23 protein-coding genes are annotated in these 25,886 nt (G+C 58.7%); 4 read left to right on the plus strand and 19 right to left on the minus strand.

The window, feature by feature from the left end:
- Positions 1 to 1,404: a TRAP transporter large permease gene (locus tag AC2FF8_RS09815; RefSeq protein ID WP_496879575.1), complete on the plus strand. Its 1,404-nt coding sequence runs from the start codon at positions 1 to 3 to the stop codon at positions 1,402 to 1,404.
- A 137-nt stretch (positions 1,405 to 1,541) separates the two neighbouring features.
- On the opposite strand, the gene ocd is transcribed toward AC2FF8_RS09815, so the two are convergent.
- The 3 genes from ocd to rocF are packed head-to-tail and all read right to left on the minus strand — an operon-like array spanning position 1,542 to position 4,432.
- A complete protein-coding gene (gene ocd / locus AC2FF8_RS09820; RefSeq protein ID WP_170344642.1) occupies positions 1,542 to 2,582 on the minus strand; it encodes an ornithine cyclodeaminase in 1,041 nt (346 codons plus the stop codon).
- 9 nt (positions 2,583 to 2,591) lie between these two features.
- Positions 2,592 to 3,512 carry a citrulline utilization hydrolase CtlX gene (gene ctlX / locus AC2FF8_RS09825; protein ID WP_480684501.1) on the minus strand — a complete coding sequence of 307 codons (921 nt, stop codon included), beginning with the start codon at positions 3,510 to 3,512 and terminating at the stop codon, positions 2,592 to 2,594.
- Positions 3,512 to 4,432 (minus strand): arginase, encoded by a 921-nt coding sequence (rocF, locus tag AC2FF8_RS09830; protein ID WP_496879576.1) that lies wholly within the window; start codon positions 4,430 to 4,432, stop codon positions 3,512 to 3,514. The genes ctlX and rocF overlap by 1 nt, the downstream gene beginning before the upstream one ends.
- Positions 4,433 to 4,518: 86 nt before the next feature.
- Here rocF and AC2FF8_RS09835 point away from each other — a divergent pair, with 86 nt between their 5' ends.
- Positions 4,519 to 4,947 (plus strand): Lrp/AsnC family transcriptional regulator, encoded by a 429-nt coding sequence (locus tag AC2FF8_RS09835; RefSeq protein ID WP_170344639.1) that lies wholly within the window; start codon positions 4,519 to 4,521, stop codon positions 4,945 to 4,947.
- Between the two features lie 117 nt (positions 4,948 to 5,064).
- Positions 5,065 to 7,674 carry a bifunctional lysylphosphatidylglycerol flippase/synthetase MprF gene (gene mprF / locus AC2FF8_RS09840; protein WP_496879577.1) on the plus strand — a complete coding sequence of 870 codons (2,610 nt, stop codon included), beginning with the start codon at positions 5,065 to 5,067 and terminating at the stop codon, positions 7,672 to 7,674.
- Between the two features lie 3 nt (positions 7,675 to 7,677).
- Here mprF and AC2FF8_RS09845 read toward each other — a convergent pair whose 3' ends face one another.
- From AC2FF8_RS09845 to AC2FF8_RS09870, 6 genes are all read right to left on the minus strand, one after another.
- Positions 7,678 to 9,228 carry an efflux transporter outer membrane subunit gene (locus AC2FF8_RS09845; protein ID WP_254440044.1) on the minus strand — a complete coding sequence of 517 codons (1,551 nt, stop codon included), beginning with the start codon at positions 9,226 to 9,228 and terminating at the stop codon, positions 7,678 to 7,680.
- Between the two features lie 11 nt (positions 9,229 to 9,239).
- Positions 9,240 to 10,385: an HlyD family secretion protein gene (locus AC2FF8_RS09850; RefSeq protein ID WP_170344637.1), complete on the minus strand. Its 1,146-nt coding sequence runs from the start codon at positions 10,383 to 10,385 to the stop codon at positions 9,240 to 9,242.
- 21 nt (positions 10,386 to 10,406) lie between these two features.
- Positions 10,407 to 10,769: a DUF3302 domain-containing protein gene (locus AC2FF8_RS09855; protein WP_170344636.1), complete on the minus strand. Its 363-nt coding sequence runs from the start codon at positions 10,767 to 10,769 to the stop codon at positions 10,407 to 10,409.
- Positions 10,770 to 10,804: 35 nt separating this feature from the next.
- Positions 10,805 to 11,374, minus strand: coding sequence for a disulfide bond formation protein B (locus AC2FF8_RS09860; RefSeq protein WP_170344635.1), 570 nt, complete (start codon positions 11,372 to 11,374; stop codon positions 10,805 to 10,807).
- Positions 11,375 to 11,384: 10 nt separating this feature from the next.
- The gene (locus AC2FF8_RS09865; RefSeq protein WP_170344634.1) at positions 11,385 to 11,540 is read right to left on the minus strand and encodes a DUF5993 family protein; all 156 of its coding nucleotides are present in this window, start codon (positions 11,538 to 11,540) and stop codon (positions 11,385 to 11,387) included.
- 109 nt (positions 11,541 to 11,649) lie between these two features.
- The gene (locus AC2FF8_RS09870; RefSeq protein ID WP_496879578.1) at positions 11,650 to 12,411 is read right to left on the minus strand and encodes a DeoR/GlpR family DNA-binding transcription regulator; all 762 of its coding nucleotides are present in this window, start codon (positions 12,409 to 12,411) and stop codon (positions 11,650 to 11,652) included.
- A gap of 174 nt (positions 12,412 to 12,585) precedes the next feature.
- Between AC2FF8_RS09870 and glpD the strand changes: the two genes are divergently transcribed.
- Positions 12,586 to 14,190, plus strand: a complete 1,605-nt coding sequence (gene glpD, locus AC2FF8_RS09875; RefSeq protein WP_496879579.1) for a glycerol-3-phosphate dehydrogenase — start codon at positions 12,586 to 12,588, stop codon at positions 14,188 to 14,190.
- A 57-nt stretch (positions 14,191 to 14,247) separates the two neighbouring features.
- Here the strand turns inward: glpD and AC2FF8_RS09880 are convergent, their stop codons facing one another.
- The 10 genes from AC2FF8_RS09880 to AC2FF8_RS09925 all read right to left on the minus strand — a co-directional run bounded on the left by AC2FF8_RS09880 (position 14,248) and on the right by AC2FF8_RS09925 (position 25,886).
- Entirely contained in the window at positions 14,248 to 17,385 is a 3,138-nt protein-coding gene (locus AC2FF8_RS09880) for an efflux RND transporter permease subunit (protein WP_170344632.1), read from the minus strand.
- Between the two features lie 3 nt (positions 17,386 to 17,388).
- Entirely contained in the window at positions 17,389 to 18,489 is a 1,101-nt protein-coding gene (locus tag AC2FF8_RS09885) for an efflux RND transporter periplasmic adaptor subunit (protein ID WP_374041617.1), read from the minus strand.
- A gap of 303 nt (positions 18,490 to 18,792) precedes the next feature.
- The gene (metG, locus tag AC2FF8_RS09890) at positions 18,793 to 20,538 is read right to left on the minus strand and encodes a methionine--tRNA ligase (RefSeq protein ID WP_496879580.1); all 1,746 of its coding nucleotides are present in this window, start codon (positions 20,536 to 20,538) and stop codon (positions 18,793 to 18,795) included.
- 33 nt (positions 20,539 to 20,571) lie between these two features.
- The gene (locus AC2FF8_RS09895) at positions 20,572 to 20,736 is read right to left on the minus strand and encodes a hypothetical protein (RefSeq protein ID WP_170344629.1); all 165 of its coding nucleotides are present in this window, start codon (positions 20,734 to 20,736) and stop codon (positions 20,572 to 20,574) included.
- Between the two features lie 59 nt (positions 20,737 to 20,795).
- Positions 20,796 to 22,025, minus strand: a complete 1,230-nt coding sequence (locus AC2FF8_RS09900) for an MFS transporter (RefSeq protein WP_425078124.1) — start codon at positions 22,023 to 22,025, stop codon at positions 20,796 to 20,798.
- Positions 22,026 to 22,105: 80 nt separating this feature from the next.
- A complete protein-coding gene (locus AC2FF8_RS09905) occupies positions 22,106 to 22,702 on the minus strand; it encodes a YceI family protein (protein ID WP_425078125.1) in 597 nt (198 codons plus the stop codon).
- Positions 22,699 to 23,913: an MFS transporter gene (locus AC2FF8_RS09910; RefSeq protein ID WP_170344626.1), complete on the minus strand. Its 1,215-nt coding sequence runs from the start codon at positions 23,911 to 23,913 to the stop codon at positions 22,699 to 22,701. Before AC2FF8_RS09910 ends, AC2FF8_RS09905 begins: the two co-directional genes overlap by 4 nt.
- 62 nt (positions 23,914 to 23,975) lie before the next feature.
- Entirely contained in the window at positions 23,976 to 24,596 is a 621-nt protein-coding gene (locus AC2FF8_RS09915; RefSeq protein WP_496879581.1) for an ImuA family protein, read from the minus strand.
- A 48-nt stretch (positions 24,597 to 24,644) separates the two neighbouring features.
- The gene (locus AC2FF8_RS09920) at positions 24,645 to 25,226 is read right to left on the minus strand and encodes a retropepsin-like aspartic protease family protein (RefSeq protein WP_170344624.1); all 582 of its coding nucleotides are present in this window, start codon (positions 25,224 to 25,226) and stop codon (positions 24,645 to 24,647) included.
- Positions 25,227 to 25,268: 42 nt separating this feature from the next.
- Complete coding sequence (locus AC2FF8_RS09925) at positions 25,269 to 25,886, minus strand: MarC family protein (protein WP_170344623.1); 618 nt, start codon at positions 25,884 to 25,886, stop codon at positions 25,269 to 25,271.

Below are 25,886 nucleotides of genomic sequence, written 5' to 3' on the forward strand. Positions count from 1 at the left end.
ATGGACACGATTGAGATTGGCCTCTGGGTCACAGGCGGCCTTCTGGTTCTTGTCGTGGCGGGCATGCGGGTTGCCTTCGCAGCCGGTTTGGCGGGACTTGTCGGACTGTTTTGGATTTTCTGGGCCAAGTTCGGTTACGATCCGGAACGGTTTGGCAAGGCGCTGACAGTGGCGGTCAAGACCGCGGGGCAGGTGCCACATTCCAAGGTCGCGTCCCACACTCTCAGCCTGATTCCGACCTTCATCCTGATCGGGTACCTGGCATATTACGCGGGGCTTACCCGCGCTTTGTTCGAGGCCGCAAAACGCTGGGTCGCATGGGTGCCCGGAGGGTTGGCGGTGTCGACCGTTTTCGCCACGGCCGGCTTCGCTGCGGTGTCCGGTGCTTCGGTCGCGACGTCCGCCGTCTTTGCCCGTATCGCGATTCCCGAAATGCTGAAGGTGGGCTACAACAAACGCTTCGCAGCCGGTGTGGTTGCCGCAGGCGGGACGCTGGCATCCCTGATCCCGCCTTCGGCCATTCTGGTGATCTACGCGATCATCGTCGAGCAGGATGTCGGGAAGCTGCTGTTGGCGGGTTTTATTCCGGGCGCGTTTTCCGCAATCGTATACGGCCTTCTGATCGTCGGGATCGCCGTGATCTTCAAATCCGTTGGCCCGCCGGTCACGGGGTTTACCTGGAAACAGCGCTTTGCGGCACTTCCCGGTGCCTTCCCGATTGTCGCCGTCATCCTGATCATCATCTGCTTTGTCTACAATCCGTTTGGTGAAAAGGCGTGGGGCACTCCGACGGAAGGCGGTGCCATTGGTGCCTTCATCGTGTTCTGTTTCGCCTTGTTCCACGGAATGCGCTGGGCCGAGCTCAAATCCGCGCTGTTGGAAACCGCCAAACTGACGGCGATGATCTTTTCGATCATCTGGGGCGTTCTGATCTATGTGCGCTTTCTTGGTTTTGCAGACCTGCCGGGTGCTTTCTCGGATTGGATCACGGGGCTCGAGATGTCGCCGATGATGATCCTCATCTGCATTCTGCTGGCATACGCGGTGTTGGGCATGTTCATGGATGCAATTGGAATGCTGCTTTTGACCTTGCCCGTGGTCTATCCGGCGGTGATGGCCTTGAATGGTGGTGAAACCGTCAGTGCCGCCGACAGCGCGTTTGGAATGTCCGGTCCGATGTGTGCGATCTGGTTTGGTATTCTGGTTGTCAAAATGGCCGAGTTTTGCCTGATTACACCACCAATCGGGCTGAATTGCTTTGTCGTTGCCGGTGTACGCCCGGACCTGAGTGTTCAAGATGTGTTCAAAGGCGTCACGCCCTTTTTCATCGCTGACGCCCTGACCATCACAGCGCTCGTTGCTTTCCCGGGTATTGTCCTCTACCTGCCATCGCTTGCGGGATAGCTCGGAAGCGAGGCTCTGCCTCGCGCTCCGGGATATTTGTGGCCAGATGAAGTTCAGACCCCTTGCTTCATCTGGCTGAAAATATCCCGGGGGAGGCGCGCGCAGCGCGGCGGGGGCAGCGCCCCCAAGATTGCGTGCTATCCGGCTCGCATCAACATTCCGAACAGATCGCGTGGATCGTCCGGGTCGGCCAACATGTCCAGAGGTTCAAAGAAGGTTGTACCTTCAATCGCCTGTTTCACATAGCGCAGGGCCGAGAAATCCTCGATGGCAAAGCCTACACTGTCGAACAAAGTGATCTGCCGCTCATCGGTGCGCCCCTTGGCCGCGCCAGTGATGACCTGCCACATTTCAGTCACAGGGTGATCTGAATCCAGCGCCTGAATTTCGCCTTCGATCCGGGTTTGTTCAGGGTACTCGACGAAGATGTCTGAACGTAACAGGATGTCGCGATGCAACTCGGTCTTGCCGGGGCAATCGCCTCCGATGGCGTTGATGTGCACACCGGGCCCGACCATGTTGTCGGTCAGGATCGTTGCGTATTTCTTGTCTGCCGTGCAGGTGGTGATGATCTGGGCGCCTTCAATGGCCTCTTCCGGCGTCTTGCAAGGGATGACGGTCAGGCCCTTGCCCTGCAAGTTCGCAGCGCATTTCGACGTGGCATTCGGATCGATGTCATAAAGCCGAACGGTGTCGATCCCGCACATTGCCTTGAAGGCGAGGCACTGGAATTCGGACTGTGCGCCATTGCCGATCATGGCCATTGTCCTGGCATTTTTAGGGGCCAGATAGCGCCCGACCAATGCCGAAGTCGCCGCCGTGCGCAGCGCAGTCAGCATAGTCATTTCGGTCAACAGCGTCGGATATCCGGTGTAGACATCCGCCAGCAGGCCGAATGCAGTAACGGTTTGCAGCCCTTCGGAGGTGTTCTTGGGGTGGCCGTTTACGTATTTGAACCCGTACGCCTCGCCATCCGAAGTTGGCATCAGCTCAATCACGCCATGAGGAGAATGCGCTGGAATGCGCGGTGTCTTGTCGAAGCTTTCCCATCGTTTGAAATCGGCCTCGATCTGAGCGGCAATCTGCGTGATCATCTGTTCGACGCCAATGTGGTGAACCAGTCGCATCATGTTGTCGACGGAAACGAATGGTACCAGGGCCTTGTCTGAAGGTTGCATGGTGCTCTCCTATCGGCGGGCAAGGTGAACGCCTGCAATCATGCAGCGCACGGACCCACCGGCGGTTTCAATTGTTGGAACGGACAGCGGCAACGGTGTTGCACTGTCCTGGATTGTTGCGATTTGGTCTGGTGTGAGGGCGGCAAGTGCCCTGCTGGACAGGGCCAGCACCAACCCATCACGCCCGGTCAGTTCAATGGCGTTACCTGCGAACTCGGCGATTTGGTCGTGCGTCAGGTCAATGACCGTTCGACCGGATTCCTCCAGCCGGTTGCGAACGGTCACGCGGCGAGCCGGGTCCGATATCATATCGAGGCAGATCAAGGCGTAATGCGCGCCGATACCCATCAATACGTTGGTGTGATAAACGTCCCGGCCCTTGGCATCGCGGGCCTCAAAGGCGATTGGCTCATAGTTGAAATGTGTGCAGAACCGTTCCAACAGGACCGGATCGGCGCGATTGGACGTCACCGTGTAAGCGATGCGGGCCACGTGATCCAAAACCATCGCGCCGGTCCCTTCCAGAGCCAGGTTGTCTTGTTCCAACCCGGAATAGTCGATGACATCCTGCACGCGGTATTCCTGTTTGAGCAGTTCGATTACATCGGTCCTGCGTTCGCGTCTGCGCGATGGCACGAACATCGGGTAGATCGCCACATGGCCGCCGGGATGCGTTGAGAACCAGTTGTTGGGAAAAACGCTGTCAGGTGTGTTGAGGTCGCCGAAATCGTCAAACACATGAACAGTGACACCGGCGTCGCGCAATTGCTGTACCGCCCGATCATGTTCATCCCTGGCCGCGTCCGATGTCGCCTCGGCAGATACGGTGCTCAGCGTTTGAAAGGCGTTGTCATCACGTGTTTCCGGGTTGGATGCAAAAGCGTGTGGCCGGATCATGACAACGGCGGATGGCGCTTGAAGTGACAGCATCAGAAACTCCGGGTTGGGCGATCGAAGATACGGCGACCCATCAGAGAGGCGACCAGATCGACCATCAGTTTTGCGGTTCGGCCCCGGTCATCCAGAAACGGGTTCAGTTCGACCAGGTCCAGCGAGCAGACAAGCCCGCTTTCGTGCAGCAGCTCCATGGCCAAATGGGCTTCACGCTCGGTCGCACCACCGGGCACGGTCGTGCCGACTGCGGGTGCCACTGCCGGGTCGAGGAAATCGACATCCAAAGAAACATGTAGCAGAGCGTTTTCTGCCCTGACGCGATCCAGAAAGGCCAACAGGGGGGCTTTGATGCCGTTTTCATCGATGCTGCGCATATCTGCCAGCATGGCGCGGTCGTGTTCCAGCGCCGCCCGTTCTGCCGGGTCGACAGAGCGCAACCCGATCATGCCGACGCGATCCGTCGGTATGACGGCGGGCAAAGGGGGAAAGTCCTCGAATCCGGGTCTGCCGGTGAAATACGCCACCGGCGTTCCGTGCAGGTTGCCGCTGCCGGTACTGTCCGGAGTGTGAAAGTCGCTGTGGGCGTCAAGCCATAGTACGAACAGGGGGCGATCGATCCGAGCAGCATGGGCGGCCATCCCGGCCACCGTCCCCATGGACAGGGCGTGATCACCCCCCATGAAAATGGGAATTCCCTGACCTGCCGCGTCTTGCGCAACCTTGCTGAGAGCGCGCGTCCACCCCACACATTCGGGCAGGGCGAACAGGTGCGGGTGTTGGGGAATGTCGACGATCTCGGCCCGCACGTCGCCCCAATCGTGAACGGTGTGACCAAGATCAGACAGCGCTTGATCCAACCCTGCCACGCGATACGCATCAGGGCCCATCCGGCATCCCTGACGACGTTTCCCGGCGTCCATCGGGGCGCCAACCAGTATGATATCCTTGAGTTCCATGTGTTCATTTAGGCCGTCGGACTGTCTTGCGTGAAGTCGGCAAATTGCTCAAAATGGTCTCGGAAAATCCTTTATGAGAAGATGCCATGGACGAATTGGACAATCGGCTGCTCAATGCGTTGCAACGGGATGCACGGGCAAGCCTGTCAGAGCTGTCGGAAACACTGGGCGTGACGCGCACCACGGTGCGCAGCAGGTTGCAGCGGCTGAAACAGTCCGGTGAAATCGTTGGCTTCACCGTCCTGACGCGTCGCGATCTGGCGCAAAGCCCGGTGCGCGGGTTGATGATGCTCGAGATTGAAGGGCGTGGTACGGAACGCGTGATGGCCCGGATCGGAGCCATGCGTCAGGTGACGGCGGTTCATTCGACAAATGGCAGTTGGGATCTGATCGCCGAGATCAGCACCGAAACCCTGGCTGAACTGGATGAAGTTCTGTTTCAGATACGAAAAATCGACGGCGTGACGCGTTCGGAAACGAACCTTCTGCTGTCAACACGCAAGGGGCGGCTCTAGCGCTTTGAGATAAATACAAAATGTGCCAGTGTTGGTCTGCAAGTGAAGTCTTGATGACCGACGGGCGGGTGAGCCGGGCGTGGTATTTGTGATCGGAAACTGGCGGGGACGTGCAGCATGACCAATGCGGAAAGTGACGGTGAACCTCTGGCCGTGCACTGGGTTGAAAAGCTCACGGCAATGTTGGAAAAACCCTGGTTGCGGATTGCAATACCGGTACTTGTGACCGGGATCGCACTGACGGTTTTGCATGATTTGTCGGCGCATGTGAAATGGTCGGATGTCCAGACCGATGTCGCGATGACGTCGTGGAAGCTTATGCTTTTCGCCTTGCTCTGGACTGCGTTCAGTTTTCTTTCTCTGTCGCTCTATGATGTGTTTGCCGTGCAGAGTGTGGCAGGCGGCAAAGTGCCTTTGCCTGTAGCCGGATTGGCAGGGGCCAGCGGCTATGCCGTATCGAACTGCCTGGGTTTCTCCTACATCACCGGGACGGCGATCCGATACCGGATATATGCGTCACTGGGTTTGGATCTGGGGCGGGTGGCCGGGGTCATCGCAACGTCCTGGGTTGCGTTCTGGATGGGGCTTGTTCTGGTTCTGGGTGTGTTGTTGACCGTGCATCCGGACGGAATCTCCAAAGTGATGCCTGTCAGCGAAACGGTGGAAACCGCCATCGGATTGTGCCTTTTGGGGGCATTGGTCGCGATGTTCATATGGTTGTCCAGCGGGGGCAGGCGATTGGCCGTCGCCGGTATCGGATTTGACTTGCCGGGTGGCAAACTGGCCAGCCTTCTGACACTGGCCGCTATCGGAGATCTGGTCGGCGCGTCCATGGCGCTCTATGTCCTGATGCCGGACGATCTGGGCGTCGGCTATCCCTATTTCTTCACGATCTACATCGCCGCCATCGCCGTTGGCATCCTCAGCCACGCACCGGGCGGGCTTGGGGTATTCGAAGCCACGCTGATCGCGGGGCTTGGGGCGTCGGGGCGTTCGGATGTGATCGCAGCCTTGTTGCTGTATCGGGTCGTTTACACCTTCTTGCCCTTCGGTATCGCCAGCGTGTCCATAGCGGTCGCGTCGGCACTGACGCAGAGGCACAGGATCGGCGGGGCCGCGACATGGGTCTATCGGGTCATCCGCCCTATCGTTCCCATGGTTGCAGCTGGGGTTGCGGCAGTGGCCGGAGTGATCCTGCTGGTGTCCGGAGCGTTGCCAGCGGGCACGCAGAACCTTGGCGTTCTGAGAGAGGTTTTGCCGCTGTCGTTCGTCGAGGCATCGCACCTTGCCGGCAGTGCTGTCGGAGTGCTGCTTTTGCTGGTGTCTCGCGGTTTGTTTCGAAAGCTCTACCGCGCATGGGTGGTGGCAATGCTGTTGATGGTGGCCGGGTTCTTTGCCTCGCTGGCAAAGGGGCTGGACACTCACGAAGCGCTGTCGATGCTGGGCACGATTGGCCTTCTGGCCATGTTCCGTGGGGCGTTTTACCGGGTCAGTGGCGCGTCGATCTTCAGGCTGAATATTCCCTGGTTGGTCAGTGTCGTGGCGCTGCTGGCGGTGATATTCTGGATCGGACTGTTCGCCTATTCCCATGTCGAGTACCAGAACGCCCTGTGGTGGGAATTTGCCTGGAACGGAGATGCTTCGCGCTTTTTGCGCTCCAGCCTCATCGTGGCGGTGATCGTGGGCATCGTGGCCGTGAACTCTCTGTTCGGGCGAGAGATTCCGACACCTGTGCGCACGGAAATCCCCGAGGTCGTTGAACGGCTGGTGATGGAGAGCGAAGATACCGAATCCCAAATCTCGCTTACCGGTGACAAACAGTTCCTGATTTCACCGGATGAGACCGCATTCATTGCGTATGCAGACACGGGCAACGCTCTGATCTCGAAGGGAGAGCCGGTTGGCGATGAAGCCGCGGGGCAGCAATTGATCTGGCAGCTCAGGGAAATGGCGGACCGAGAAGGCAAGCTGTGTGCCTTCTACAGTGTTTCAACCAAATACCTGCCGACATTTCTGGATCTGGGCCTGTCGATCCTGAAGATCGGCGAGGTCGCACGGGTGCCGCTCAGGGATTTCTCGCTGGACGGAAAGTCGCGCAAACGGTTCCGGCAGGCCAGGAACCGGGCCGAGCGGGAGGGCTATGTATTCGAGATCATTCCGAAAGAAGACCTGGCCCCGGTCTTGCCGGAATTGCGCGCGATTTCAGATCATTGGCTGGCGCAAAAGGCAGGTGCCGAAAAGGGCTTTGCGCTTGGGGGATTTGACGATCAGTACCTGTCTTATTTTGATCATGCGGTTCTGCGTGACGGTGAAACAGGCAAGATCATGGCCTTCGCCAACCTGTTTCAGGGCGGCAACAAATCCGAGCTGTCACTGGATTTGATGCGCTATGAACCTGACAGCCCAAGCTTTGTCATGGACGCGCTGTTTGCAGAGATGATGAACTGGGGATCACAGCAGGGGTTCCATTGGTTCTCGCTGGGTGCGGCGCCGTTCTCAGGCATCGAAAACCGTCAACTTGCCTCGCTTTGGAACCGCATCGGCGGCTTTGTCTATGAGCATGGCGAGCAGTTCTATCATTTCGAAGGGCTGCGCGCCTTCAAACAGAAATTCGATCCGGAATGGAGCCCCAACTATCTGGCCAGCCCCGGCGGGCTGGCCGCGCCCCGCATCCTTTACGAGGTCAATATCCTGATCTCGGGCGGTCTGCGCGGGTTGACCAAGTAGCGCTTAGTTCAGGCTGGCTCGGGTCGGGGTTTTTTCAAGCAGATCGCCCCAATCAGTGCGATAGGCCATTTCTGCCAGCACGGTTTCAGGCAGAAATTCCTGGTTCTGACGGATCTGCCATCCGCCGCCCAGACCCTTGTAAACCGCAACCAGATTGCTGGACACCTGCTGCCGCGCTTCGATCAGGTTTGCCTGCGACCGCAAAAGCGCGGTCTGGGTGTTCAGAATGCGTGAATAGCTGGCGATACCGTCCCTGTACTGGCTGACGGCGATATCAGCGGCCTTGCGTGAGGCATCGACGCTTTTCTGATAGAATCCAACCTGTTTGCGCGCCTGTGCATAGGCGACCATTGCGCTTTCCACCTCGGAATACGCGGTCAGTACGGTATTCTGGTAATTGGCGATCAGCGCCTGATAGGCAGCGTCCTGCGCACGGACATTGTTTTTGATCCGGCCATAGTTGAGCACGTTCCAGACCACGCCGGCACTGGCCAGACCGGTGGTGCTGTTGCCGCTGAACAGATCGCGCCCGCCCGATGCCTGCAAACCGATCGCGCCCGACAGCACGAACTGAGGATACAGGTCAGCCATTGCGATGCCCACCTGCGCCGATTGAGTCGCGGCGGCCAGTTCTGCCGCGCGGACATCCGGGCGGCGGCGCAGAAGTTCTGCCGGCACGCCAACGGCCACATTTGTTCGCGCAGACGGGATACGGCCAGAATTTCCCAGAAGGCTGGTCATCCGGGACGGCGTGGTTCCCAGCAGCACGGACAGGGCATTCTTGGTCTGTTGCAGGTCGCTTTCCAACTCGGGCACCAGGGCCTTGGTATTGTTGAGCAGGGCTGTGGATTCCTGAACGTCCAGTTCGGTCGTGACTCCGTTGTTGAATCGCAGCTGTGTCAGGTCCGCCGATTCCTGCTGCAATTTGATGTTTTCCCGGGCGACCGCCAAAGATTCCTGCAACGCGCGGATATTGACGTAGAGCGCGGCCACGTCGCCGGTCAGTGTCACCAGCGCATCATCATAGTTTGCGACCTGCAAGGCCAGATTTGACCGAGCCGCCTGAACACCGCGCCGTTGTGCGCCCCAGACGTCCAGTTCCCACTGGGCATCGAACCCAACCTGCGACGTCGAAAACTCGGTATCCAGGGGGATGATCCGGTTGATATCGGCAACAGGCCCTAGGTTGTCGCTGATTTGCCGTCTCTGCAACGACCCGCCAATCGCTTGCGATTGTGGATAAAGCTCTCCAAAAGCGATCCCCAACTGCGCCCGCGCTTGCAGCACCCGTGCCCCCGCGACCTGAAGCGTCAGGTTCTGGGCATAGGCCTCGGCAATCAGCCGGTTGAGGGTCGGGTCATTGAATGTCTCCCACCATTTCACCACGGGTGCGCTGCGCGATGTCAGGCCGCTTTGGCCAACGCTGGGGCTGTTTACCTCGATCCATTGCTTCACGACCGGAGAGTTCGGGCGCACGAAATCGGGCCCCACGGGCGTGCAGGCCGCGAAAGTGGCGGCGCAAAGAGCGGTTCCCATCAACCGGCGGAGTGTCATGGCGCGCATCCTCAGATATCCAGCGGTCGGATGAAGTTGGCGAAGGAATAGAGACGGATGTTGATGCGTCTCAGGAACTCAAAGCTTTTGCCCTGTCCGGTGTAGATCGCCACTGCGGCGTGGCCGCCAGCCGGGAAAGTGTGCCCTTCAGGGACATCGACGGTGATCTGCACGGCAATTCGACCGGGCAGTTTCGGCAGTTCAAAGCCGGGCAGGCGGCCTGAAGGGATCAGTTGCCCCTGGCGCGTGGCCCACCAGATCGCCTCGACCTTGCCCGTCAGGATTTCGCCCGGGTAAAGATCAAGCGCCACTTCGACCTCTTGCCCCGGTTCCACGAATTTCAGGTTCTGCTGGCGAAAGGTCGCAAGAATATAGGGGCTGTCCTCGGTCACAAAACTGGCGATCGCGCCCAGTCGCACATCGCCCACGACCAGCCCGGGGCGGGCTTGCTGCGATACGATCATGCCGTTTTCAGGCGCGTAGATCGTTGTGTTTTCGAGAAAATACTCAGCCTCGGCCAACTGCGCCCTTGCCTGAAGAATACCCGTGTTCACACCGTCTATCTGGGATTCCACAGCCAGCTGTGCTTTTTCCAGGTTTGCTTCGGCCTGTTTCACGGCAGCAAGGTCTTCGGTCACCTGCTCGTTCCAGCGGTCCAGTTCGTCTTGCCGCGCTCCACCGGCGGGCACGAGAGTTTCATAGCGCGCTTGCTGAGTCTGCGCATAGGCCAGTTGCGCGTTTGCGCGTTCAACAGCTTCGGTCGTCGCGATCACATCCTGTTCCAGAATCTTGGCATTCTGTTCAGCGGCGACCAATTGCGCCTTCGCATTGTCCACCGCCAGTGAAAACACCGTGTCGTCAAAGCGATAGAGCGGATCACCCTTGGTGACCGGTGTGTTCGGTTCCACAAGAACTTCGGTCAGGATCGTCGGCTGTGTCAGTTTGGGAATGATCTGTATGGTCGAACGCACCACGTGGCTGTCGGCCGAGAAGGGTTGAAAGAACCGCAATGCGACCAGAAAAATCAGCAGCAGATGCGCGCCAACCCAAAAGGATACGATGCCCCAGGCGATGTTGAATTTCAGCAGTTCCAGCTTGAAGAAAATAAGCCAGACGAAAATGATGTAAAATAACGTGATGCCAAGGGCGACGAACATGTTTTGTGACTTCCTTTGGCCTTAGCTTTGTTGGGGATCGTCTGTGTCCAGACGATCTTGATATTCAGGCCGGACATCACCACCCAGACGTTTGATTTCATCACGAATGGCGTCTTTTTCCTCGTCAGGGCCACGGCGAATGTCGACCGTAACGCCATCATGGAACGCCCACATAAAGGCATGGACCCAGGGCACCACGGCCAGAAATCCCATCCAGCCCATGATCTTTACCGCCTCGGCATGGGGATGGTTGCGTTTGATGGCGATCCGACCCGGAAGGCCCATGAGAAAGAGAAACAGTGCCATCACCGCTGCCAGAAGCAGGATCAATGCCACGAAAGTCAGATAGTCATAGTAGCCAAGCGGCTGTCCCAATAATCCCATGCTCGCGCCTCCTTTTGGGGAAGGTTACGGTATCTTCAGTTGCCGGCGTCCAATTCGTCAATCAACTTGTAGCTTGTCGGCGGGTCGGCGCAGATACCCGGTCCGCATTCCAACAAGGTTGAACCCGCGTTCAGCACCGCCAATGCCAGCATGACGAAAAACGCGATCTTGGCCAGAGTATTTCCGCCGAACCTTGGTTCCTGACCAGAAGGGTCGGCGTATTGGCGATCAAACAACAGCATGATCGATGTGCCCAGCAACACAAGGAAAAAGGCGATCCCGGCCCAGGTATAGTAGTGCAGGCCCAAAACAGGTGAGCCATAGTGCCCGGTGCCGGGTACGATATGCAGAAGAATTTGGCGGATCGATACAGTGCCGCCATACAGGGCCGCAATCAGCACGATGGCATAGTGTTGCGGCCGTGGACCGTAGAGCAGGTTCAAACCAAGCCCCACGCCGACGGCAACGAACCCAACACGTTGCAGCAGGCAAAGCGGGCAGGGCAGTTCATACAGGACAAGCTGATAGAAAAACGCCAGCGCCAGTACAAGGCAGACGGCAAGCATACCGATCGCGTTGAGGGTGCGGGACAGTTCAGGTGTCATGGCAAGCCCCTCAAAGTTGAATTGTCAGCGGTGTGGTTGCGTGGAATTTCAGCCAGTAGATACACATGGCCAACGTGACGAAAAACAAGGCGTTGCCCGCCCTGGTCAACTTGAAATAGTTCAGCCCCATCGTGGCAATAAACAACGAAAACAAAAGCGCAATCATGGCCCGGTCCTCCCCTCCCGTGCACAAATTCCTGTATGAAGGATAGTGTCAGGCCGGGTCCCATCTGGCAAGCCGCGCAACTTGCCCGAACGTTGTTGTTTGCCCGCCTCTAGTCGCAGATGATGACGTCTGTTTGCCACTCGCGACAGTGCTCTGGCAGCTTTTCGGGCAGGGGAAGGTCGGTATAGACCGTGTCAAGTTCGGCGATTGATCCTATTCTCGCCGGGGCCGAGCGTTGAACCTTCGAATGATCGGCAACCAGAAAAGTGCGGCGCGCCTGTTCGATGATGGCCTGGCTGACCTGAACCTCCTGAAAGTCGAAGTCCAAAAGATCGCCATCCGTGTCCAGGGCCGAACATCCTATGACAGCGATATCGAACTTGAATTGCCGGATGGCCGATACGGTCAGGTTGCCGATCAGACCCCCATCAGACCGGCGCAGAACGCCACCGGCCAAGATAACTTCGCAGTCCGGGTTTTCGACAAGGATGTTTGCGACGTTCATGTTATTCGTCACCACCAACAGGTTTTTGTGGTCTAGCAATTGCCTTGCCACGGCCTCGGTCGAGGTTCCGATATTCATGAAAATTGACGCGCCATCGGGGATATCAGCCGCACATGCCTGTGCGATACGGGTCTTGGCCTCCGCGTTCAGCGCGCGGCGGTCTTCATATCCGATATTTGAAACGCCTGATCGCAGAACCGCGCCCCCGTGAACCCGGTCCAGCTTGCCCGCATCTGCAAGCTCGGTCAGGTCGCGCCGGATTGTCTGAACGGTGACACCAAAGCGTTCAGCAAGCCCGTCGACGGTAACGCGCCCTTCGGTGCTGGCGATTTCCAGAATGTCGGATTGGCGAAAGGACAAGGACATGGGCGGTTCCGGTGCAGGGGATTGGTTTTCGTTTTTGTTCTTTTTGTTGATTTAGGCAAGCCGGATCGCTGAAAAATCATAACAGTGTTGCAAAAGGAAAATAAACGAACATAAACATTGACGAAGCGAAAGCCATTCTGGCTAATGCCCGCAACCGGGTCAGGCAGGGAATCAATGGATATGCAGTCAACGGACAACCAGATCACAGACCTTTTCATCATCGGTGGCGGGATCAATGGCTGTGGAATTGCTCGGGACGCCGCCGGGCGGGGTCTTTCGGTGATGCTGGCCGAGATGAACGATCTGGCTTCCGCCACATCTTCGGCCTCAACCAAATTGTTTCACGGCGGATTGCGATACCTTGAGTATCTTGAAATTCGGCTGGTGCGTGAGGCCCTGATCGAGCGTGAAACCCTGCTGCGCGCCATGCCACATATCAGCTGGCCAATGCGTTTTGTGCTGCCCTACCACAAGGACATGCGGTTTGATTCCGAAACGCCGACCTCGCGGTTGCTCAGCACGGTCATGCCGTGGATGCGCGGGCGGCGTCCGGCCTGGCTGATCCGGTTGGGCCTGTTCATGTATGACAATCTGGGCGGGCGCAAAATCCTGCCGGGAACGACATCATTGAACCTGCGGTCGGCACCGGAGGGGGGCCCGTTGCAGGACAAGTTCGAAACGGCTTATGAATATTCCGATTGCTGGGTCGAAGACTCGCGACTGGTGGTCCTGAATGCGCGTGACGCCGAGGCACGCGGCGCGCAGATCATGGTGCGGACCGAGGTGACCTCGGCCGAGCGGGTCGGTGATCTTTGGGAAGTGTCCATTCGGGATCGAAGCAGCGGTGAGACACGTTTGGTCCGGGCCAAAATGCTGATCAATGCAGGCGGACCCTGGGTGGGCGACATCATTCAAACCAAGATCCGCGTGAACTCTCGCGAGGGCGTACGGCTTGTGCGGGGCAGTCATATCGTGACGCCCAGGCTTTACGATCACGACAAATGCTACTTTTTCCAGGGTGAAGATGGCCGCATCATTTTCGCCATCCCATACGAGCAGGATTTTACTCTGATCGGCACAACGGATCAGGACCATCCGGACCCGGCCACGAAACCGGTCTGCACCGAAGCCGAGCAGGATTACCTGTGCGCCTTCGCATCGAAATACTTCAAACGCGCCGTGACCCGCGACGATGTCGTTTGGACCTATTCCGGCGTACGGCCGCTTTATGATGACGGGGCAAGCAGCGCCACTGCCGCGACACGGGATTACACGTTGAAAGTCGATGCGCAGGGCGGGGCGCCTGTTTTGAATGTGTTTGGCGGCAAGATCACAACCTATCGCAGGCTTGCAGAAAGCGCGCTTGAGAAGGTTGGAGAGTTTTTCCCGAACCTGCCCGGCCCCTGGACCGCTGGTGTCGCTCTGCCGGGGGGGGATTTTCCGGTGGATGCTGTCGAAACCCTGAAAGGCGATCTTCTGGCGGCCTATCCCTTTTTGACCGATACCTGGGCTGCCCGCCTGATCAGAGCTTACGGGACAGAAGCAAGGGATGTTTTGGGAGATGCGAAACAGGTATCCGATCTGGGAGAGGACTTCGGCGCGACCCTGACCGCGCGAGAGGTCGCTTGGCTGATGGACAAGGAATATGCCCGTACAGCCGAAGATGTGGTTTGGCGCCGCAACAAATTGGGCTTGCGGCTGACAGCCGAGCAGATTTCGCGGATCGGTCAATGGATGTCCGCACGGCCTGAGGATGAAAGCCAGCTTAAAAACGTCTGAAGCCGATTAGCGGAATTGCATAAAAGCCCCACCAGCTCAGGTGGGGCTTTTATTTGCTCAGGCGGCTTCTTCCGTAGGGTCGGGGTCCTTTTTGCTGCCCTTCAACCATTCTCGCAAGCCCTGCATCAGGGCGTAGAGCACGGGCACCACGATCACTCCAACCAGCGTCGCGGCCAGCATCCCGCCGAACACCGCGACACCGATCGCTTTCTGACTGGCGGCACCGGCTCCGTTCGCGGCCAGCAGGGGGACAACACCAAGGAGGAAGGACAAGGCAGTCATCATCACAGCGCGGAAACGCTGATACGCAGCCTCTGCGGCGGCCTCTTTGATGGAAAGCCCCTTGGCGCGTTGTTCCATGGCGAACTCGACGATCAGAATACCGTTCTTCGAGGCCAGCCCCACAAGCATGATCATTCCGATCTGCGTATAGAGGTTGATGTCACTGCCCACGATGGCCACCGCCGCCACGGCCCCAAACAAGGCCACGACAACGGAAAGCAGGATTGAAACAGGCAAGGTCCAACTTTCGTACTGACCCACCAGGAACAAATATCCAAACAGGATGGCAAGCCCGAGGATGATGATCACCAGACTGCCCGAGGCCAGCTGTTGCTGCGCCGTCCCTGTCCATTCGAACGCATAACCCGGGGGCAGGGCGGTTGCGGATTCTTCGGTCATCACGTTGATTGCGTCGCCGCTGGACAAGCCGGGTGCAGGGACCGCCGTCACCGTGGCAGACCGGAACAGGTTGTGGCGCTTCAGCAGAACCGGACCCAAAACGTTTTCCACGTCGATCAGTGTGCCCAGCGGCACCATGTCGCCGTTTTGAGAGCGGACATAGAGGTTCGCGATATCCTCGACATTGTCCCGATAGGTGCCATCGGCCTGAATCATCACGCGGTAGACGCGGCCGAACAGGTTGAAGTCATTGACATAGTACGACCCCAGTTGTGCCTGCATGGTCTGAAAAATCTCGGCGACCGAGACATTCAGCGTTTTGGCTTTTTCGCGGTCCAGATCAACGAACAGCTGCGGGACGTTGGCGCGGAAGGTTGTATAGGCCTGCCCGATCTCGGGCCTCTGATTGGCCGAATACACGAACGAACCCACGGCCGAGGCCAGATCCTGCGGTGTGCCACCGCCGGTTTGCTGAACCTCCATTTCTACGCCCGCTGACATACCAAGACCCTGGATGGGTGGTGGGTTGAAGGCCAGGATCGAAGCCGCTGATTCACCATTCGCAATCGCCAGTACCTTGGCCAGAATGGCATCAGCGCTCAGATCGTCTTCTTGCCGTTCGCTCCAATTGTCGAGATTGACGAAGATCGCAGCGCCGTTTGTGATCGTGCCGTTCAGCATCGAAAAGCCGTTGACAAGAACCGTGCTCGCAACGCCCGGGATTTCGCTTATCTGTTCGTCCAGACGTGCGGTGACCGCCTCGGTCCGTTCCAGTGTGGCAGCATCCGGCAACTGAACATCAACGAACAAGTACCCGTTGTCCTCAAGCGGGATAAACCCGGCAGAGGTGTTGGACATGATTGTCCCCGTACCAAAACCAAGACCGACAACGATGGCCAGCGCGATGGCAGGGAAAACCAGCAGTTTTCGTACAATTGCCACGTAGCCGTTGCGCACGGTGCCGATGAAGCTTTCGAACATCGCAAGCACCCCTTTGGGAGGGCCGGATCTGGCACGCAGGACCAACCCGCACAGGGCAGGCGAAAGGGTCAGCGCGTTGATGGATGAGATAACGACTGCGGTCGAGATCGTGACCGCAAATTGGGAATACAACCGCCCCGAGATGCCGGGCATGAACGTCACCGGCACGAACACCGCCAGAAGAACCAAAGTGGTCGCGATGACCGGACCAGTTATCTGGCCCATGGCTTTTCGGGTCGCTTCAGCAGGGGGCAACCCTTCATCCGCAATGATGCGCTCCACGTTCTCGACGACGACGATGGCGTCGTCCACCACGATACCAATGGCAAGCACCAGGGCGAACAGCGAGATGGTGTTCAGGGACATCCCAAATGCCAGCAGGAAGGCAAAAGTGCCGATCAGGGACACCGGAATTGCCACCGCCGGAATGATCGTTGCGCGCCAGCTTCCCAGGAAGACGAACACAACCGAAATAACGAGAATGAAGGTCAGGATCAGGGTCGAGACCACGTCGTTCAAAGAGGCCTCGACAAAGTCGGTCGTATTGAAGGGCACATCATATTCGACATCCGTCGGGAACGCGCGGGACAGCCGTTCCAATTCCGCCTGCACACGTTCCGATACCGCCAAAGCGTTTGCACCGGGGGCCTGATAGATGCCGATGACCGTGGCAGGAACCGCCTGAAAATAGCCCGAAGCCGCATAATATTCTGCGCCAAGCTCAACCCGAGCGATGTCCTTGACGCGGACGATGGCGCCGGCGTCACCGGTTCGGATCACGATGTCTCCGAATTCTTCTGCGGATGTCAGGCGGCCTTTGGATTTGATCGTGTATTGAAACGTCTGCCCTTCGGGAACGGGTGGCGCACCGATCGAACCGGCGGACACTTCGATATTCTGTTCCCGGATTGCATTGATGACATCCCCCGGTGTGATGGACAGCGCCGCCATCTTGTCCGGGTCCATCCAGATCCGCATGGCGTATTCAAGGTTGGTCAGAACATCGGCCTTGCCGACGCCCTGCACACGCGCCAGCGCATCGCGCAGATTGATCGAGGCATAGTTCGACAGGAACACACTGTCATAGGTCCCATCGGGTGAGGTCAGAGTGACCAGCATCAGCATGTTGGTCGAGGATTTCTGTGTCACGACGCCGGACGAAGTGACCTCGGCTGGCAATGACGACATGGCCTGCGCCACCCGGTTTTGAACGTTGACCGATGCGATGTCAGGATCGGTGCCCACCTCAAAGGTCACATCCAGCGAATAGGACCCGTTGTCCGACGATCTGGACGTCATGTAGATCATGTCGTCCACACCGTTGACCTGCGCTTCAATCGGCGCGGCAACGGTGTTTTCAACGGTTTCGGCATTTGCACCGGTATAGGTGGTTGAGACGTTGACCACAGGCGGTGTGATATCCGGAAACTGCGCGACCGGCAGTACCAGGTACCCGATGCCGCCCATGATGGTCAGCACCAGTGAGATGACAAGCGCCAGCTTGGGGCGGCTTATGAACAGGGCTGAGAACATCTGTTACTCTCCCGGCTGCTCAGAGGCCACGACCGCGTCAACAGCGACACCGGGGCGGACCCGCTGCAAGCCCTCGACAATGACGCTTTCACCTTCACGCAGCCCGTCCAGCACAATAATCGCAGTATCAAAAGTGTCACCTGTTGTGATGTAGCGCTGTTCAACCATTTGCTTGTCGTTGACCACCAGGACAAAATCGCCCCGCTGATCGCGCTGCAAGGCGGCTTGCGGCACCAGAACCTGCAAGGTCGGTTCAAGCGCTTCGATCTGCACATTCACGAAAGCGCCGTCCAGGATCAGCCGGTCCGTATTGTCGAATTGGGCCCGCATCGTGATTGCCCCGGTCAATGGGTCGATACGGTTGTCAACGAATACAATTCTGCCGGTTTCATCCAACTCTGTTCCATTGGGCAGTTTGACATGGACGTTTGGGCTTTGCGGACTATCCGCAAGAGAGGCTGAGTTTTCGCCAACGGTCTGCAAAACCGAGGTAAAGAGCTTTTCGTTCAACGAGAAATTCACGTAGATCGGCGACTCGCTGACGATATTGACCAGAGGAGGGTTGTTTGGGCCAACAACATCGCCGACGCTTGTGGTGATCCTGCCGATACGGCCATCAAATGGTGCGTGGATCTGCGTATAGCTCAGGTCAAGCTCGGCCTGCCGGATCGCAGCTTTGGCTGCTTTCACCTCTGCCTCTGCGACCAGTTCATTGGCGCGGGCAATGTCGCGTTCCGATTCCGGCGTCGCGTCACGTTTGTAAAGCTCTTCTTTACGCGCCAGATCAACCTTTGCCAGCTCAAGATTCGCTTCCGCCCGGTTCAGATCGGCCTTTCGGGCCTCAAGCGTGGCCTCATACAGGTCGGGTTCGATGGTGAACAGCAGGTCGCCTTCCTTTACCGTCGCTCCATCCTCGACTTCGCGGCTGTTGAGAAACCCGTTCACGCGCGCCACGATATCGACTTTGTTGATTGCCTCGGCGCGCCCGATGAACGTGGCCTCGTCGGTGATTTCCTCGGTATAGGCCGCCGCGATGGAAACCTTTGGCGGTGCCCCTTCTTCTTGCGCGATCGCAGGATGCGCCAAACCCAAGGACATCAGCATGAATACGGCGGCCAAATGCCTGCTGGTCTTGTTGGGCGAAATGAATGCTGGGGACATGGCGAAAGCCTCGTTCGATGCAGAAACAAAAGATACCGACCCGGTCGCCAGGGCGACCCGAGTCGGAGGAACTTGGTCTCAGGATGACTTTTTTGTGCCGATATCTCAAGCGTGTTGAATCTTGAGTCGATCGGGGCCGATGTCAAAAATTTCAGCACTTATGCTGGCTTAGGTCCCGGCGTGGTCATCGGGCCCGAGCGAGAAGGGGGCCGGAATGGCCCCCCCTGGTTCTTGGTATCGGATGGTTCAGTCGCGGGTCCCAGCGAATTTCTCTTGCCATTCTTCACGCTGTTCATCCGTTATTTTGGCGAACAGAACGTCGGGCACGGTGAAGTCGTGGCCGGACGGCAAAGCGTTCAACGCAGTGGCGACATCATCCGGCCAGCTGGTATCCAGCGTGTTCATCGCGCTCAGCATACGGGCCGAGGTGTCGGGGATGAACGGCGCGCTGAGAACGGCGTAAAGCCGGATCAGGTTCAGGCCAAGACGTACCTGCGCGGCGGCCTGCTCGGGGTCTTCCTTGAACGTGGACCACGGAGCTGCGGCCTGTAGATATTCATTTCCTGCAACCCAGATTGCCCGTAGCTCCTGCGCGGATTTGCGAACTTCCATCGCCTCCATGTGGCCTTCATAGGCGCGGACGCGTTTGGTGAGCTCTTCGATCAAGGCCTGCTCGCGCGGGCCGAACTGTCCACCGTCGGGCACGGCCTCACCAAATTTCGAGCGGCAGAATTTGGTGATCCGGCTGACAAAGTTGCCCAGAACGTCTGCAAGGTCCTTGTTCACCGATTGCTGGAAGTTCTCCCATGTGAATTCGCTGTCGCTGCTTTCCGGCGCATGGCTCAGCAGCCACCAACGCCAATAATCGGCGGGCAGAATGTCCAGCGCCTGATCCATGAACACGCCACGGCCCTGGCTGGTCGAAAACTGGCCGCCGTCATAATTCAGGTAGTTGAACGACTTGATGTAATCGACCAGCTTCCAGCGTTCGGGAGATCCGGTCTCTTCATTATGCGTATTGGTGCCCAGGATGGTGGCCGGGAAGGACAGCGTATGGAACGGCACGTTGTCCTTTCCCATGAACTGGACATAGCGCACATCATCCGCGCCCTTGTCGGTGCGCCACCAGCGTTCCCAATCCGCATCGGCCCTTCCGTTGGCGTCCGCCCATTCCTTGGCGCAGGCGATGTATTCAATGGGGGCGTCGAACCAGACGTAAAAGACCTTGCCTTCCATCCCCGGCCAATCCTGATCGCCTTTTTTGACCGGCACACCCCAGTCCAGATCGCGGGTGATGCCACGGTCCTGCAAGCCGTCACCGTCATGCAGCCACTTCTTGGCAATTGACGTGGTCAGGACCGGCCAGTCCGTCTTGCTGTCGATCCACGCATCCAGCTTGTCCTTCATCGCGGATTGACGCAGATACAGGTGCTTGGTCTCGCGCACTTCCAGATCGGTGGATCCGGAAATGGCCGAGCGCGGCTCGATCAGGTCTGTCGGATCCAACTGCTTGGTGCAGTTCTCGCACTGGTCGCCGCGCGCGCGGTCATAGCCGCAATTGGGGCAGGTGCCTTCGATATAGCGATCAGGCAGAAAGCGGCCATCGGCGTTGGAATAAACCTGTTTCTCGCTGACTTCGCGGATGAGGCCCGCGTCATCCAGCTTGCCCGCAAAGTGCTGGGTCAGGCGCTTGTTCTGTTCGCTGGACGAGCGGCCGAAGTGATCGAAGCTGAGCCCAAACCGGTTGGCGATATCGGCCTGAATCGCATACATGTCGGCGCAGTATTCCGCCACCGGCTTGCCAGCCCTGGCTGCCGCCAACTCGGCGGGTGTGCCGTGTTCATCCGTGGCGCACAGGAACATGACCTCGTTCCCCCGGCCGCGCTGGTAACGTGCATACAAGTCGGCAGGCAATTGCGAGCCGATCAGATTGCCGAGGTGCTTGATCCCGTTGATATAGGGGATCGCCGAGGTGATGAGAATCCGAGCCATGATCCGTTTCCGCGTAACTGTCTGCGCGCCCGTCTACATGATGTGATCGTCCAGCAAAAGCCCGACATTGACCTGCAAGTCAATTTGGACGCCGAATGGTCCGAAATTCGCGCTGCCCCGGCGGTCTGGTGCGCGTTCCCGGACCTGGGCAATCGCAACGCGCTGAATCTGAGATGGACAGACCCGTCCTTGTTTCATGCATGGCCTACCGAAAAGACCGGGCCAATCACGAAAGGCATACAAAAACCAGCGGGTGTCTAGTTTTTCGAGTTTTCCCGCGACCGTTTCAAAAGACGACCAATCGTGAATGAGGTCCGCGGGGCGTAAACATAATTCGTGCGCTCCTCGGGGGTGGGGCGGGACCGCATCCGCGCCAGACCAAACACGATCAGGAAGACATGCCCGAACGCCACGAAGGCAAAAAGGGCACCGGGCCCAAATTGCTGGATCAGGGTCGAGGTTACGTAGGGCGATGCAATCGCCCCCAAGGCAAACCAGAACATCAGGGCCGCAGACAGCTCCACCCGTTCCTCGGTCGTCGCGAAGTCATTTGCGTGGGCGGAAGAGACCGAGAAGATCGGGAAGGTTGTCAGGCCAAAGAACACCGCCGCCGACATGACGCCGATCGTTCCGGTGCCGCTTGCCGCCATGGTGACGCCGCAGCTGAGTACCGCGGCAGCCGACAGCCAGATCAGGACCCAGCGCCGGTCATATTTATCAGCCAGCCAGCCGACGGGGTATTGAGCAAGCGCACCACCCAGTACGAAAGAGGCCAGGAAGAATGCGATCTGATCGACGCCAAGGCCGACCTCTTGCCCGTAAACCGGACCCACCATTCGGAACGAGGCCGAGCTGAGCGCGGCCACGATCACGCCTGCCACGGCCAAGGGTGAGCTGCGCCAAGCCAGCTTGGGTTTCAGGCGGGGCGCGTCAGGTGTTTTGGGCTGGCTTGCTTTGGTCAGGGTCAGCGGCAGCAGCGACGCACAGCACAGGATCGCCAGCAGGTTGTACGAGACGTAAGAGGCCGGGGGCAGAACGGCGATAATCAACTGGGCGCACAGGGACGCGCCCATATCCGCGATCCGGTACGTGCCCATCGCACGCCCCCGGGTTTCATTTGTGACCTTTGCGTTCAGCCAGGCCTCGATCACCGTGTACGCGCCTGCCACGCAGGTGCCCGAGGCCACACGCAAGGCCGCCCAGATGTATGGGTTTTCGGTCAGCGTATGTCCGATGAGGCCCATCGCGCCCAACGCGGTGCAAACTGCAAATGCGCGCGAATGACCAACATTGCCCATCAGACGGGGTGCCCACCAGCAGCCGATGAAAAAACCCAGAAAGTGCGAAGATCCCAACAGGCCGATCTGTTCTGTCGTGAAATCCAGCGTGATGCCCGATATGGCATCAAGTGGCCCGACGCCTCCTGTCGAAAGCTGTAGCAGAATGACCGAAAGAAACAGGGCGGCAAATGAAATGATCGTGCGCATGGTGGTCTCAGATTGGCAGGGTCGCCGCACAATGCGCGCATCAAATCGACTTTCGCGAGTCGTTTTTTGCAGTTCGGCGGTCAGGTCGCGCGGATAATCTCTGCGTGGATGTCCAGGCCGACAGTGTCATGAACCAGGTCAGGATAGCCTGAAGCGCCGAAGTCGTGCCGGTTCAGGGCGCCCTTCAGGCCAATGGTCAGACGGCTCAGATCGTTCACTTCACTTCCCGCCTGCCGGTACAGATTGGCCTCCAACGTGATCGGGCGGATCACGCCGCGGACCGTCAGATCACCCGTGATCCGAGCGCCATCCGATATTCGTCCTTCCGGGCCCAACTGTATGTCCGTCGACACGAACCGGATCGTTGGGTGCTGTTTCGCGTCCAATACGCTGGGGCTGAGCATGGGCATACGGGCAAAGGGCAGCCGCGTTCTGGCTTTGCTGACGTCCAGTGTCACTGTGACCTCACTGTTCTGTAGCCGACCTGTGTCAATCTGAACATCGGCGGTCCGGATCGGCATTGTCCCTGACTGAGCCACCCCCGCAAGATCAAAAGTGAACCCGATCCGGGTGCCTTCATCCGACAAGATATATGGCCGCAATGCGGCATGTGCCGCCCGGGTCAGGGGCAGGGTTGCCAACCCGGCAAGCAGGCTGCGACGGGTCAGAAGGGTCATGCCATAACCCGTTCTCGTCCGGGGCGGGATCTCCTGAGCAGCATCAGAACGATCGCAATGTTCAGGCCATTCCAAAGAATGCCATTCACGAACGCCAGTTGGTAGTTTCCGGTGAGGTCGTAGATCCATCCTGACATCCAGCCGCCGAGAGCCATGCCAAGAATGGTCATCATCATGACGAACCCGACCCGCGCGCCAGCTTCCTGCGGCGGCATGTATTCGCGGACAATCAGCGCATAGCTGGGCACGATGCCGCCCTGTGCCAGGCCAAAGAGCAGGCTGATGGCGTAAAGCGATACCATTCCGTCGTAGGGCAGGAACAGGAACAGGGCGATGCATTGCAGGAGTGAACCGATCAAAAGCGTCATGACTCCGCCCAGCCGGTCAGCCAGCAGACCCGAGATGATGCGGCTGACAACGCCACCCAATAGCATCAGCGACAGCATCTCGGCCCCGACTGCGGGCCCATATCCCAGCCCGACGCAATACGAGACGATATGAACCTGCGGCATCGACATGGCGACGCAACAACCGATCCCGGCCAGGCCCAGAATATATTGCAGCGCGCGTGGTGATACACCGACGCTTCGTGCATTGATGTGGGCGGATGCTGCGGCGGTGCCGTGTGCCTCGATCGGCACCCTGCGGCGTAGCAGCAGCGACAGGGGAATGACGACGACAAGCGTCAGCACGGCGAGCGTCAGATAGACCTGTTGCCATCCATCCCGCGCCAGAATTCCGGACAGCATGGTGGGCCAGATGGCGCCGGACAGGTAATTCCCACTGGCGACCAATGCGACGGCAATGCCGCGCCGTTTCATGAACCAATGTGAGATATCGGCGATCAGCGGGCCAAACCCAATCGACGTGCCTAGCCCAAGCAAAAGATGCGCCGCGGATAGCAACATTATGCTCGGTGCCAGCGTTGCCAGCACATAGCTCAGCGCGCTCAAGACGGCTGCTCCGATCAGGGCGCTGGTGACGCCCAGCCGGTCCACCAACTGCCCCAACCACATATTGCCCAGGGCAAAACCGATCATCGCCAGAGTGTACGGCATCGAGGCTTCGGCACGACCGGCCCCGAATTCGGCTTCGACTGCGGGCATGACCACGATCACCGCCCACATGCCCACATTCGCCACTGTTGCAATGGCGAGCGTGATCAGAAGGCGAAGCCAGGAATAGCGGCTGTCATGGATCGGATGGCTCATGTGGTGACGCTAGGGCGCGGCCCGGGTTTTGACCAGTCACATCTTGCGTGATCCGCGTGGCTTTAAGCCGGTGTGTCTTCGGTTTCGATCCGTTCCAGATGCAACCCGGCACGGGCGGCGGTCATGGTGGCCTGCCATGTGACCGGGGGCAGGGCACGGGCGCGGCGGCGGGTCAGGGTCCAGATCCGAGCCTCGTCCCGATGGGTGGCCGCCATATGCCAGCGCGTCTCAACCCCTTGCGCGCCACCGTCTCCGGGTGTCAGCAGCAAACCAAGCGGAGCCCGCCCCATCGCCCCCCCTTGTTCGGCGGCCAGATGCATCCGGCGTATCGGTGTCAGCCCCGGCGCGCCGGGCAGGTCGCCGACGATCAGCGGAATGGCCCCGCTGCGCAGCGCCTCCTCCAGACACCACAGCAGATCCTCGGCACGGGTGGGCTGAACAAAGATGAACCGGGCCGGATCGGCAAAGGCCATCATCCCATCGGGGTTCAGCTGGCCGGGTTCCCACGCGGGGGAAATCCACAAGACCGGCCCCTGTGTCTGACTGGCCAGCCACATGGCAAAGCTGCGCCGGGCGGAGCCGCATGCCTCGTGCACGCGGCCCAGTTGCAGGGTGATCTGCGGATGGAGGCTTACCCCCGGTGCCTGACGCGCAGGTTTGTGGCCAAGAAGCTGAGTGGACATGCCGGAACATTAGCATGTTCTATTTTTGTTCTCAAGCGGCCAGGGCCGTCAACGGGACAAGATCAACTTGCCATTTGCAAATTGGACGCTCGAGAAACGATGCAGGTATTCCATTCCCAAAAGCGACTTATCCAGTTCGCCTTCATTGACCCAGGCCGATACGTTCTGATCGGTAATGGGGCCTACGGTCAGGGTCTCAAGCCGCACCGGCGCTGTGCGGACCTCGCCGTTGGCGGTCAGGGCGCGGCCGAAATAGTTCAACTGATCAGGATCGATACCTACGCGCGCAGCGTCCTGAGCGCTGAGCACGATCTGGCTGGCGCCTGTGTCGACAAGAAAGTTGATCGGCTCACCATTTACCAAAACCGGAAGGTAATAATGACCATCATAGGCACGAGGCACCTCGATCGCGTTGCCGGTGACGGTCATCTGCGGGGCAGGGCCAACCGAAGACCGGATGTCTTCCCACAGGCCGATGACGGCGATGACGCCAACGAAAATGAACACCCAGGCCATCACCTGCTGCAACGTCTTGTTCAGCGACTGGCGGTTTTGCGAAACGAACCAGAACGCGACGGCCAGCCCAAGCACGACCAGATAGACCAGTTGTCCGATATCGACGCTGTCCACAGGGTTCACCCCACTCAAGTTGCACGTCACATATATGGGGGTTTAAGACGCAAAACCAAAGGCCTTGAGGCCATCGAGAATGAACTGCACCGACAAGGCCGCAAGCAGCATTCCCAGCAGCCGGGTCAACACGTTCAGCCCGGTCTTGCCCAAAATCCGTGCGACCGCGCCAGAGGTCAGATACATCACGAAGACCATCGCCAGCACAACCAGCATCACGCCGATGACAATAGCAAGGCCCTGAATGCCCGGCTGCTGGCCCGCAAGCAGAATCATCGTTGCAATCGATCCGGGGCCTGCAATCAGCGGGATGCCCAGGGGGAAAACGGACGGGTCCGGGTGTTCCTCTTCCTCGGCGCTGCTTTCGCGTCGCTTGGTGCGGCGTTCAAACAGCATGTCCAGCGCGGTCAGGAACAGCAGGACGCCTCCTGCAACGCGGAACGCCTCCATCGAGATGCCAACAAACCCCAGCAGGGCTTCGCCAAAGGCGGCAAACAGGGCCAGGATGAAGCCCGCCGTCAGGCAGGCCCGAACCGCGATGGAGCGGCGCGTATGCCAGTCCATGCCCTGAGTCAGAGCCACGAAGATCGGCGTTTGCGCGGGCGGGTCGAGGACCACGAAAAGCGTTGTGAACGCGGTAATCAGAAATGCACTGTCCAT

The organism is Ruegeria sp. YTSA144 (genome assembly GCF_059610125.1).